An 11,352-nucleotide genomic window follows, 5' to 3' on the forward strand; every position below is an offset into this window, starting at 1 on the left:
CTTGCGCCGGGCGATAGTCAGCAGCCCGGCTTCCCGCCCTGTTCGGCCCAGAAGGTTCCGATCCGCCCAGCGATCAGTTCGGTCGCCAGCGCGCGCGCGGTGTCGCGCGGCAGGCCCAGCGCCTCGGCCATCGGGCCGCCAAGGTGCGCGTCGCCCATCGCCATCAGCACCAGCGCCAGCGTGTCCTCGTGCATCAGGCGCTTTTCGTGCGCGTCGGGGGCCATGCCGTCGATCAGCCGATGGATCGCGGCGATGATCGGGTCGAGCGAATCGTCGTTGCCGGTTGCCGCCATCCACGTCGCCAGCGCCCCCGCGCCGCCGCTGTCGAAGGCGTCGAAGGCGAGGTCGACGATCTCGCGCACGTTGCGCTCACCCGGCGGCGAGGCGGTCATCTTGGCGGCGATCGTGTCACACACCGTTTCGGCCAGATAGGCGGCCAAGGCCTTTTGCAGGCCCGCCGCGCTGCCGAAATGGTGGAGCAGATTGGCGTGGGTGCGGTCGATGCGTCCCGCCACCGCCTTCAGCGTCACCGCCTGCGGCCCCAGTTCGATCAATATCTGACGGGCTGCTTCCAATGCGACCGACCGGCTCTCCTCCGGGCTCAGTCGCTTCTTTGCTATTGACACCACTGTAAGTAATTCCTAGATACTTGCCCCTGAGGCGCCCCCGCGCCTTCACCCCCTATTCGCCGGTGAGGAAGATATGTCCAGCCTTTCGCTCTCCCCCACGCCGCATGATCTGGCGATCACCCCGCGCGACATGCGCTTCGGTCGCGACGACCGGCAGGGGCGCTGGTGGCTGAACGGCGATCCGATCGCCTCGACCTTCCACACCGCGCTGTCGGTGACCTTTCCAAAGGGCGAGGCGATGTTCATCGAGGCGGTGAAAGCCCACCGCGATGGCGTGCCCGACAAGCTGGCGCGCGAGATTCGCGCCTTCACCCAGCAGGAAGTGATCCACAGCCGCGAGCATGTCGTCTTCAACCGCAAGGCGGAGGAGGCGGGCTACGACCTCTCCGAACTCGAGGCCGATGTCGACGCGGTGATGGAACTGATCAAGCAGCGACCGCCGATCGTCAACCTGATGGCGACGATCGCGCTCGAACATTATACCGCGATGCTCGCGGCGATCATGCTCAAGGATCCCGCCATGTATCAGGGGGCCGAGCCCGAGTGGGGCGCGCTGTGGAAATGGCATGCGATCGAGGAGATCGAGCACAAGGGCGTCGCCTACGACACCTGGCTTCACGCGACGAAGGACTGGAGCCGCTGGCGGCGCTGGAAGGCGAAGTCGCTGATGATGCTCGTCGTCACGGCGCGCTTCTGGCCGAAGCGCGTCCGCGGCATGAAGATATTGCTGCGGCAGGACGGGCTGACCGGCTGGCGGGTGACCGCGCGCATCTGGTGGTATCTGCTCGGCAAGCCGGGGGTGCTGCGCAAGAGCTTTCGGCCCTGGCTCGCCTATTTCATGCCGGGCTTCCACCCCTGGAACCATGACGATCGCGCGCTGATCGGTCGCTATGAGGGTGCTTATGCTGACGCGCTGATGCCCGCACATTCGTCGGCGGCGCCTGCGGCGGCTGCGGCCGCCTGAAGCGTCGGGCTTTCGCAAGCAGAGCGTTTCGCGAAGGCGGCCGGACCGGTCTTCTCTCTCCCGGTCGTCCGGCTGCCTTCGCGGAAATCGCGGGCTTGCATGACGGCGATTGCCGTCCGCGGCGCGATGCGGCATGGCGCACCCATGATCAGCGCTCCTCCCGTCATCGAGACCGACCGCCTGCGCCTGCGCGAGCATCGCCTGTCGGACAAGGATGTCCATATCGCGATGTGGGCCGATCCGCGCGTGACGCGCTTCATCGGCGGCGAGCCGCGTGCGCCCGATGTCGCATGGGGCAAGTTCCTGAGCTCTGCCGGGATGTGGCCGGTGCTCGGCTATGGCTATTGGGTGTTCGCCGACAAGGCGACCGACCGGCTGGTCGGGCAGGGCGGCCTCTCCTATTTCTGCCGCGGCATCGCCGAACTGGAAGGGCAGCCGGAGGCGGGCTGGGCGTTCGACGCCGACCACTGGGGCATGGGCCTGGGGACGGAGGCGATGCGCGCGGTCCTCGGCTGGGCCGACGCGACGCTCGACGCGGCCGAAGTGCGCTGCATCATCGATCCCGGCAACGAGGCGTCGGAGCGGGTGGCGGAGAAGCTCGGCTTCCGCCTGATCGGCGACAGCGACGCGCTGGGCCATGTCGTCGCGATCTACAGCCGCCCGCGCGGGGGGTAGCCCCGCTTTCGTCATTGCGAGCGTAGCGAAGCGAGCCAGAGCGGGTTTCGCCTGCTTCATGCTGGCAAGGGGCCGTTCCCCGGCGCAAGCCGGCGCCCACGCGAGGCAGCGCCAAGCTATCAGGACCCCGGCTTGCGCCGGGGAACAGGGGTCACGAATGCTGACACAAATTCAGCACGACGGAAAAAGGATAATGCGGAAACCGGAATTCCTGCAGATCGCAGGCCGTCGACGCGGTTTCAGGCCGGTTCCACCACCAGCACGCCGCCATCGGCGCTGACGACGCGGACCTTGGCGCCCTCGGCGGCGTCGGGGCCATGGACCGGCCATTCGCCGTCGCCGACCTTCGCGCGGCCGCGGCCGTCCTCGATCGCCCGCGTCACGGTCAGTACCTCGCCGACCAGCCGCCCGGCGCGCTGGTTGAGGTGGGGATCGGCGGACGCGATCGGGTTGGCCTTCAGCCAGCGCCGCGCTGTGTAGAGCACGATGAACGACAGTACCGCGAAGATGCCGAGCTGCAGCGGCACCGAGATCGGCACGATCCAGGCGACGACCCCGGTGACGATCGCCGCGGCACCCAGCCAGATGAGGAAAAAGCCCGGCGCGACGATCTCCGCCGCGGCAAGCAGCACGCCGAGCGACAGCCACACCCAATGCGGGTCCATGTGCGACAGCCAGCCCGGCATGTCAGGCGCCCTTGCGTTCGATGGCGTCGCGCGCCAGTTCGCCAATGCCGCCGAGCGTGCCGATCAGCTGCGTCGCCTCGACCGGGAAGAGGATCGTCTTGCTGTTCGGGCTGGTCGCGAACTGGCTGACCGCCTCGACATATTTCTGCGCGACGAAATAGTTGATCGCCTGCGCGTTGCCGCTGGCGATCGCGTCCGACACCATCTGCGTCGCCTTCGCCTCTGCCTCCGCCTCGCGCTCGCGCGCCTCGGCGTCGCGGAAGGCGGCTTCGCGGCGCCCTTCGGCCTGCAAGATCTGGCCCTGCTTCTCGCCCTCGGCGCGCAGAATCTCCGACGCGCGCAGGCCCTCGGCCTCGAGGATCGCGGCGCGCTTTTCGCGCTCGGCCTTCATCTGCCGCGCCATCGCGTTCGAGATGTCTGCGGGCGGGCGGATGTCCTTGATCTCGACGCGGGTGATCTTGACCCCCCAGGGCGTCGTCGCGTCGTCGACGACATGCAGCAGCCGCGTGTTGATCTCGTCGCGCTTCGACAGCGTCTCGTCGAGGTCCATCGACCCCATCACGGTGCGCAGGTTGGTCGTCGTCAGGTTCATGATCGACAGGTAGAGGTCGCTGACTTCATAGGCGGCCTTGGCGGCGTCGAGCACCTGGAAGAAGACGACGCCGTCGACCGCGACCATCGCATTGTCCTTGGTGATGATTTCCTGCCCCGGAATGTCGAGCACCTGCTCCATCATGTTCACCTTGCGCCCGACGCGGTCGAAGATCGGCATGATGAAGTTGAGCCCGGGCTGGGCGGTGTGCGTGTAGCGGCCGAAGCGCTCGATCGTATAGGCATAGCCCTGCCGCACGGGCGTCAGCGCCCAGACGAGGAACACCAGCGCCAGAACCACCAGTGCGAGTGCGAATTCCATCGGTCGTCCCTCCTGCAAATCCTTTCCCTTATTGCGGCAATGGCGCGGGTGCGCCACAGAAAAGCGCATGATCGACTTTGCTCCCCGCTCGCTGCTCTACGTTCCCGCCTCCAACGCGCGCGCGCTCGAAAAGGCGCGCGGGCTTGCCGCCGACATGCTGATCGTCGACCTGGAGGATGCGGTGCCGGCGGACCGCAAGGCGGAAGCGCGCGAGGCGATGCGCGCCGCGGTCGCCGCGGGCTTTCCCGGCAAGCGCGTCGCGGTGCGGATCAACGGGACCGGCAGCGCGCATCAGGCGGCCGATCTCGATGCGCTCGCCGGGCTGGCGCTCGACGCGGTGGTGCTGCCCAAGGTCGATGCACCCTCCGATCTCGCTCTCGCGCGCGGACTCGGCCTGCCGCTGTTCGCGATGATCGAGACGCCCGCCGCCATCTATGCCGCGCGCGACATCGCCGCCGACCCGGCGACGCACGGGCTGATCGCCGGGCTCAACGACCTCGCGCACGAGTTGAAGCTTCCCGACGGGACCGATCGCGGCGCAATGAGCCACGCGATCCAGGCGATCGTGCTCGCCGCGCGGGCCGAAGGCGGCTGGTGCTTCGACGGCGTCTATAACGCCATCGACGATGCGGCGGGCTTTGCGGCCGAGGCGGCCGACGGGCGGCGGCTCGGCTTCGACGGCAAGACGCTGATCCACCCGACACAAGTCGATCCGTGCAACGCCGCCTTCGCTCCGTCGCCGCGTGAGATCGTCGCCGCCGAGGCGCTCGTCGCAGCCGCGACCGGCGGGGCGCAGCGACACGAAGGACGGATGATCGAGGACATGCACGTTGCTGCGGCACGGGCGTTGCTAGAGCGGGCGGGGCGCGGATAGGAGATTCGCGCAGAGGCGCAGAGATCGCGGAGGGTTCAGGCCGACAGGCTTCCTCATTCCGCGACCTCGGTTCGAAATCTGCGGTTGAGAGAAATAGCTGCGGCGCGGAAAAGGCTATTTCTCCATACCTCCGTGTCTCCGCGTGAATCCTGTCATGCGACCACCTGTTCTCCCCTCCCGCTTGCGGGAGGGGAGGCAGGTTTTTGCGGCCAAGATGACCTGCCGATGCCTTTCGTCGTTCGACGAACGCGCCTTGCCTGCCCGGGGCGGGCATGCCATGCGGCGCATCCATGAAAACGCCGAAATTCCGCGCCGCGCTTGCCGCCGTGGCGCTTGTCGCCCTTGCTGTCCCCGCCGCCCAGGCCAGGGACGATGCGCCGGTCACCGAGATCGAACTTGCCAATCATATCCGCACCCTGTCGGGCGACGCCTTCGAGGGGCGCGCGCCGGGGACCGGAGGCGAAGCGCGCGCCATCGCCTATATCGTCGGCGAGTGGGCGAAGGCGGGGCTGAATCCGGTGCAGGGTAGCGCCACCCCCTGGCTCCAGCCGGTTCCGCTGGTCGAGACGCAGGCCACGGGAAGCCAGGCGCATTTCAAGGTGCGCGGGCGCGATTTTGCGATCGAGGAGGATGGCGTCATCCTGACCGGCCGCGATGCCGCGGCGTCGCTGTCGGACCTGCCGGCGGTCTTCGTCGGCTATGGCGTCGACGGCGAAGGCCGGGTCAACGCCGACGTGCGCGGCAAGCTGGCGATGATGCTGATGGGCAATGCGCCGTTCGGCGACGACCTGCCGCGCTATCGCGAACGGCGTCAGCTGCTCGCCGATGCGGGCGCCTCGGCGGTGCTGGTGATCGCGACCGACGCGCTGCCCTGGGCACAGCTTCGCGATGCGCTGGGCAGTCGGACGACGCGCCTCGCTGACGCGAAGGCCGGCCCGCCGATTGGCGGCTTCCTGTCGCTCGAGGCGAGCGACGCCCTGTTCGCCAAGGCGGGGGAGGATGGCGCGGCGGCGCGGGCGGCAGCCGGGGCGGCCGACTTTCGCGGGCTGGCGCTGCCGGTCACGGCCGACCTGTCGGCGACGGCGACCGTCCGCAGCTTCGACAGCCATAATATCATCGCGAAGCTGCCGGGCGCAAAACCCGACGGCAAGGCGGTGCTGTTCCTCGGCCATTGGGATCATCTGGGCATCTGCGCGCCCGAAGGGGCGGCCGACCGCATCTGCAACGGTGCGGTCGACAATGCGAGCGGCATCGCGGTGCTGATCGCGGTCGCCCGGCGGCTTGCCAAGGGACCGCGCGCCGACCGCGACATCTATTTCATGGCGACGACGGCGGAGGAGAAGGGGCTGCTCGGCGCGCGCTGGTTCGCCGATCATCCGGTGCTGCCGCTGACCGACATCACCGTCGCGCTCAACATCGACACTATCGCCGTCTCGCCGCGCGGCACGCCCGTCGCGACGATCGGTCGCGGGCGCCCCGCCCACGACGCGCTGGTGCGCGAGGTCGCGTCCGCGCTCGGCCGCACGATCGACGACGATGGAGAGGCCGACCCCTTCATCCAGCGGCAGGACGGCTGGGCGCTCGGTGCCAAGGGCGTGCCGTCGCTGATGGTGGGGGGCAGCTTTTCGGACATGGGGCTGCTGGAGGCGTTTCTGGAAAGCGACTACCACGGACCCGGCGACGAATTTTCGGACAAGGTGCCGCTGGGCGGCGCGGCCGAGGATGCCGACCTGCACGTCGCGCTGGGGCGGGCCTTTGCCGATACCAAGCGGTGGCCGGGGACGAATTAGTGCATCGAGTCTTGATCTGAGATGATGCTGACTGAACGTACGCCGCTCTCGTCATTGCGAGCGGCAAAGCCGCGCGGCAATCCAGAGTAGACGTAAACTACCATGGATTGCTTCGCTCCGTTCACAATGACGCACCGGACAATCGAAAACCATCGCCCTGCGAAAGCCGCGGCCGCTGGCTGACGGGCGCGAGATCGTGCGTGGCCCCGGCTTTCGCCGGGGCGACGTTTATCTATCAGGCCGCCTGCTTCGCCCGGTCGGCCATTTCCTGGTTCAGCATCTCGGCCAGCAGGAACGCCAGTTCCAGCGACTGCCCGGCGTTGAGGCGTGGGTCGCAGTGGGTGTGATAGCGGTCGGCGAGGTCCATCTGGGTCACGTCCATCGCGCCGCCGGTGCATTCGGTGACGTTCTGGCCGGTCATCTCGATGTGGATGCCACTGCCGTGCGTTCCCTCGGCGCGGTGGACGGCGAAGAAGCCGCGCACCTCTGCCAGGATGCGTTCGAACGGGCGCGTCTTGTAGCCGGTCGAAGTCTTGATGACATTGCCGTGCATCGGGTCGCACGACCAGACGACGGGGTGACCCGATTCCTTCACCGCGCGCACCAGCTTCGGCAGATGCGCTTCGATCTTGTCGTGACCATAGCGGGTGATCAGCGTCATCCGCCCCGGCACATGGTTCGGGTTGAGCGTGTCGAGCAGCCGCAGCAGCGCGTCGGGCTCCAGCGTCGGGCCGCATTTCATGCCGACCGGATTGCCGATGCCGCGCAGATATTCGATATGCGCCGACCCCTCGAAGCGGGTGCGGTCGCCGACCCACAGCATGTGCGCCGACGTGTCGTACCAGCCGCCGGTCAGGCTGTCCTGCCGGGTGAGCGCCTGCTCATAGGGAAGCAGCAGCGCCTCGTGGCTGGTGTAGAAGCTGGTGCCCTTGATCTGCGGGACCGTTTCGGGCGTCACGCCGCACGCCTCCATGAAAGCGAGCGCCTCGGAAATGCGCGCGGCGGTTTCCTGATATTTCTTGGCCCATGGACTGCGGTCCATGAAATCGTGCGTCCAGGCGTTGACCTGATGCAGGTTCGCATAGCCGCCGTGCGCGAAGGCGCGCAGCAGGTTGAGCGTCGCCGCTGCCTGGCTGTAGGCGCGGACCATGCGCCGCGGGTCGGGCTCGCGCCCCACCGCCTCGAACGCGATGTCGTTGATGATGTCGCCGCGATAGCTCGGCAGCTCGACGCCGTTCACCTCTTCCATATCGGTCGAGCGCGGCTTGGCGAACTGACCCGCCATGCGGCCGACTTTCACCACCGGCACCTTCGATGCGAAGGTCAGCACGACTGCCATCTGGAGCAGGACGCGGAAGGTGTCGCGGATGTTGTTCGGATGGAATTCGGCGAAGCTTTCGGCGCAATCGCCGCCCTGCAGCAGGAACGCCTTGCCTTCGACCGCCCGCGCGAGTTCGTCCGTCAGCGCCCGCGCCTCGCCCGCGAATACCAGCGGCGGATAGCTCGCGAGCTCGCGCTCGGCCGCGTCCAGCGCGGCCTCGTCGGCGTAGGTCGGAAGCTGGCGCGCCTCGTGCGAGCGCCAGCTATGCGGTTGCCATGGTTGCGTCATCTTTTGCGTCTTCTGCTTCCAAAATCGAATCTCGCGCGCCGCCTTGGCTCGGATGGGCCAGGGAAGCAAGGACGGGAAATTAGCATCATCGGCCCATTTATGCACCCGCGCTTTTCTTGCGCCGCGGAAACTGGTAATTTGCTGCGGTTTCGGCAGGCGCGATCGGGGGCGCGCCGCCGCGCGCCGTTCGGAAATTGGTAACCGTTTCATACCTAAGGGTCTCGACGGGACCACAACGCGAAACGAAGGTTATGGCACACTTCGATTCCGCCTGGTTCGGCTATGCCGCCCTGTTGTTGCTGCTCGCGACAGGCTTTGCCGTCCGCATCGATCATGTGCGGATCGGAATCGCGCTGGCGGCGCTGCTCGCCCTGCCGATGGCGCTGTTCGGGCGAGGCCCCAGCGGCGTGGCCCTGCTCCTCGCGCTGCTCGCGCTCATCAACCTGGGTCTCGGCCTTCGCGGCTGGATCCGCGACACGCGAATCGCTTTCTCGCCCGAGGAGCAGCAGTTGCGCCAGTTGCATTTCGGCGGCCTTGGTCCCGTCGAGGCGCGGCGCCTGATCGACCAGGGGCACTGGATTTCGGCGCGCCGCGGCGAGGTGCTGATCCGCGAGAACGAGGCCGTCCCCAGCCTCTTCTATCTGGCGGAGGGAGAAGCGGCGATCCAGCGCGACGGCGCCGATGTCGGCCTGCTGTCCGACGGTGCGCTGATCGGCGAGGCGACGGTGCTCGATGGGGCGAATGCGACGGGGACGGTGACGCTGGCCACCCGGGCCCGCCTGTGGTTCGTGCCCGCCGAGGCGCTGCGATCCTATCTCGCGGCGAATCCGGGGATCGCGGCGGCGTTGCACGAGGGCTTCGCGCGCGCCCTGCGCGGCAAATTGGCGAGCGCGAACACTCGCCTTGCCGACCGGACGCCGCTATGACCCGGAACCGCGCGCTCATGGCAAACGCTGCAGGCTGAATAACGCGCTGTTCCAATTTGAAATTTGAAGGTGTGAAAATGCCCGTCACCCTATTCGGGATTCCCAACTGCGACACCGTCAAGAAGGCTCGCGCCTGGCTTGCGGATCGCGGCGTCGATTATGCGTTTCACGATTACAAGAAAAGCGGCGTCGACGCCGACCAGCTGGAGGACTGGACCCGCCGATTCGGTTGGGAAAAGCTGCTCAACCGGTCCGGCACCACATTCCGGAAATTGCCCGACGAGGTGAAAGCCGATCTGGACGCCGCGAAGGCGATAGCGATCATGATCGCGAATCCCTCGGCCATCAAGCGCCCGGTCGTGGTCCATGATGGCGGGGTATTGCTGGGCTTCGACGCGGCCGAATGGGAGCGGGCGCTGTAGCGGACCTCGTCCACCCACAACCCGTCTTGCGGTCATGGAAATTGTGAATCATCCTCGCGCGCGAGGGTGAGGGACATGGTCAGACGACAGCGCCGATACGAATATAGCGAGGAAGACAGGGCGGCGCTCGACCGGCTCGACCGCGATTTCCGCCGCTCGCTGCTCAGCTGGTTCGGCCGCCGCACGCGCGACCGCGCCGATCTGGAGGACATGGTGCAGGAGGTGTTCGAGCGCCTTATCAAGCGCGGCGGCGCCTCCGAACTCGAACGCCAGAATCTCAGCGCCTATGTGTTCGAGACCGCCAGCAGCGTCCTGACCGATCATCTGCGCAAGAAAGTGACGCGCCATTCGGACGCCCACGAACCATTCGATCAAAATCGGCATGGGGGTGCGGATTTCTCGCCCGAGCACGTTCTGATGGATCGGCAACAGCTTGCGCGGGCGACCGCCGTGCTGCTCGAACTGCCGGAACGGACCCGGGTGATATTTGTGCTGAGACGGCTCGAAGGCATGCGCCTGAATGACATAGCGAAGCGGCTCGGAATATCCGTGAGCGCGGTGGAGAAGCATATGCAGCGCGCCATCACCCACATCATGCGAAGGATCGACTTCGAGTGATGACGACTCCCTCTACCTCGACCCTGCGTGGACTGGCGCCCGACGAAGCTGCCGCCACGTGGCTCGTCCGCATCGACGCGGGACCGCTCGGCCCAGAGGAACAGGCCGAGTTCGACGCCTGGCGCGCGGAATCGGCCGCGAACGCCGCCGCTTTCGCCAAGGCCGAAGCGGCATGGAAGCTGTTCGACGGCGCCCCGGGCGACCCCGCGCTGGACGCCCTGCGCGCATCGGCGCTCGCGGCCGGGAAGGAACCGCGGCGCGGCCTGTGGGCGGGTATCGGCGTCGGCATCGCGGCCTCGCTGCTTGCGGCGGTCGCGCTGAACACCGATTATCTGCCGTTCGGCCAGAAGGCCGACGCGCCGCAGCTCGCGGCCCGATCCGTCCCGGCGACCGCCACCACCCCCGAGGCGCCCGACAGCGGGGAGTTCGCCACTGCAAAGGGCGAGCGCCGTACCGTTCGCCTCGCCGACGGCAGCGCCATCACCCTCAACACCGACAGCGCGATCCGCGTCGGCTACGTCGCCGACCGCCGCCTCGTCCGCCTGCTGCGCGGGCAGGCGCTGTTCGAGGTCGCCAAGGACCCACACCGCCCCTTCGTCGTTCAGGCGGGCGTGAAGCAGGTCACCGCGCTCGGTACCATCTTCGAGGTCCGCTTGCTCGACTCCGACCGGATGAAGGTCACGCTGGTCGAGGGCAAGGTCGTCGTCGATGAGGGCGAGGACCGGCCCGCCGCCGATGCGTCCGTCATGGTCCCCGCCGTTCTCGTTCCCGGCGAGGCCCTGCTCGTGTCCGACGGCGCGCGGCCTGTGAAGTTCAAGGCCGACATCGACCAGCAGCTTCGCTGGCGCGAAGGCTTCGTCGAGTTCAACGACGCGACGCTGGCCGAGGCCGTCGCCGAAATGAACCGCTATGCGGGCAAGCAACTCGTCATCGGCGATCCCGCGACCGGCAACCTGCGCGTCAGCGGCGTATTCCGCACCGGCAGCCCCGAACGCTTCGCCGCCATCGTCGGCGAGTTGCTGCCCGTCCGCCAGCACACGCTGCCCGATGGCGGGGTCGAATTGCGCGCCGGGCGTTGATCCCTCGCCCGCAGCCGGTCTCTCTTCTCCCGTCATGCTGAACTTGTTTCGGCATCCAAGGCCAGGCCTCTCCTTCAAGGCCGCGTTTATTCGAGGGCAGGCGATGGCCCCCGAAACAAGTTGGCAATTATCCCTTTTCGACAAAGAACTGTTCCCCGGCGAAAGCC

Annotated in this window: 12 protein-coding genes; 8 read left to right on the forward strand and 4 right to left on the reverse strand. The window is 67.4% G+C overall.

Annotation, left to right across the window (positions count from 1 at the left end):
• Positions 1 to 17: 17 nt before the first annotated feature.
• Positions 18 to 626, reverse strand: a complete 609-nt coding sequence (locus tag SGR02S_RS06940) for a TetR/AcrR family transcriptional regulator (RefSeq protein ID WP_067107232.1) — start codon at positions 624 to 626, stop codon at positions 18 to 20.
• Positions 627 to 702: 76 nt separating this feature from the next.
• Between SGR02S_RS06940 and SGR02S_RS06945 the strand changes: the two genes are divergently transcribed.
• Both SGR02S_RS06945 and SGR02S_RS06950 read left to right on the forward strand, forming a co-directional pair.
• Positions 703 to 1,593: a metal-dependent hydrolase gene (locus SGR02S_RS06945; protein ID WP_067107197.1), complete on the forward strand. Its 891-nt coding sequence runs from the start codon at positions 703 to 705 to the stop codon at positions 1,591 to 1,593.
• Between the two features lie 144 nt (positions 1,594 to 1,737).
• Positions 1,738 to 2,268: a GNAT family N-acetyltransferase gene (locus SGR02S_RS06950; protein ID WP_067107235.1), complete on the forward strand. Its 531-nt coding sequence runs from the start codon at positions 1,738 to 1,740 to the stop codon at positions 2,266 to 2,268.
• A 239-nt stretch (positions 2,269 to 2,507) separates the two neighbouring features.
• Here SGR02S_RS06950 and SGR02S_RS06955 read toward each other — a convergent pair whose 3' ends face one another.
• On the reverse strand, positions 2,508 to 2,954 hold the full coding sequence (locus SGR02S_RS06955; RefSeq protein WP_067107200.1) for an NfeD family protein: 447 nt from the start codon (positions 2,952 to 2,954) through the stop codon (positions 2,508 to 2,510).
• Between the two features lies 1 nt (position 2,955).
• The gene (locus SGR02S_RS06960; protein ID WP_067107203.1) at positions 2,956 to 3,867 is read right to left on the reverse strand and encodes an SPFH domain-containing protein; all 912 of its coding nucleotides are present in this window, start codon (positions 3,865 to 3,867) and stop codon (positions 2,956 to 2,958) included.
• A 67-nt stretch (positions 3,868 to 3,934) separates the two neighbouring features.
• Here SGR02S_RS06960 and SGR02S_RS06965 point away from each other — a divergent pair, with 67 nt between their 5' ends.
• The gene (locus SGR02S_RS06965) at positions 3,935 to 4,741 is read left to right on the forward strand and encodes an HpcH/HpaI aldolase/citrate lyase family protein (RefSeq protein WP_067107205.1); all 807 of its coding nucleotides are present in this window, start codon (positions 3,935 to 3,937) and stop codon (positions 4,739 to 4,741) included.
• Positions 4,742 to 5,031: 290 nt separating this feature from the next.
• On the forward strand, positions 5,032 to 6,531 hold the full coding sequence (locus tag SGR02S_RS06970) for a M28 family peptidase (protein WP_255211411.1): 1,500 nt from the start codon (positions 5,032 to 5,034) through the stop codon (positions 6,529 to 6,531).
• Between the two features lie 235 nt (positions 6,532 to 6,766).
• On the opposite strand, the gene SGR02S_RS06975 is transcribed toward SGR02S_RS06970, so the two are convergent.
• Positions 6,767 to 8,140 (reverse strand): class II 3-deoxy-7-phosphoheptulonate synthase, encoded by a 1,374-nt coding sequence (locus SGR02S_RS06975; protein WP_067107237.1) that lies wholly within the window; start codon positions 8,138 to 8,140, stop codon positions 6,767 to 6,769.
• Positions 8,141 to 8,391: 251 nt separating this feature from the next.
• On the opposite strand from SGR02S_RS06975, the gene SGR02S_RS06980 reads away from it, so the two are divergent.
• The 4 genes from SGR02S_RS06980 to SGR02S_RS06995 all read left to right on the forward strand — a co-directional run bounded on the left by SGR02S_RS06980 (position 8,392) and on the right by SGR02S_RS06995 (position 11,185).
• Positions 8,392 to 9,066: a Crp/Fnr family transcriptional regulator gene (locus SGR02S_RS06980; RefSeq protein ID WP_067107209.1), complete on the forward strand. Its 675-nt coding sequence runs from the start codon at positions 8,392 to 8,394 to the stop codon at positions 9,064 to 9,066.
• Between the two features lie 77 nt (positions 9,067 to 9,143).
• Positions 9,144 to 9,488 carry an arsenate reductase gene (locus tag SGR02S_RS06985; protein WP_067107211.1) on the forward strand — a complete coding sequence of 115 codons (345 nt, stop codon included), beginning with the start codon at positions 9,144 to 9,146 and terminating at the stop codon, positions 9,486 to 9,488.
• Positions 9,489 to 9,563: 75 nt separating this feature from the next.
• Entirely contained in the window at positions 9,564 to 10,106 is a 543-nt protein-coding gene (locus tag SGR02S_RS06990; protein WP_067107213.1) for an RNA polymerase sigma factor, read from the forward strand.
• Positions 10,106 to 11,185: a FecR family protein gene (locus SGR02S_RS06995; RefSeq protein ID WP_067107215.1), complete on the forward strand. Its 1,080-nt coding sequence runs from the start codon at positions 10,106 to 10,108 to the stop codon at positions 11,183 to 11,185. Before SGR02S_RS06990 ends, SGR02S_RS06995 begins: the two co-directional genes overlap by 1 nt.
• The last annotated feature ends 167 nt before the right edge of the window (positions 11,186 to 11,352 follow it).

It is taken from the genome of Sphingopyxis granuli NBRC 100800, assembly GCF_001591045.1.
Classification (GTDB): Bacteria; Pseudomonadota; Alphaproteobacteria; order Sphingomonadales; family Sphingomonadaceae; genus Sphingopyxis; species Sphingopyxis granuli.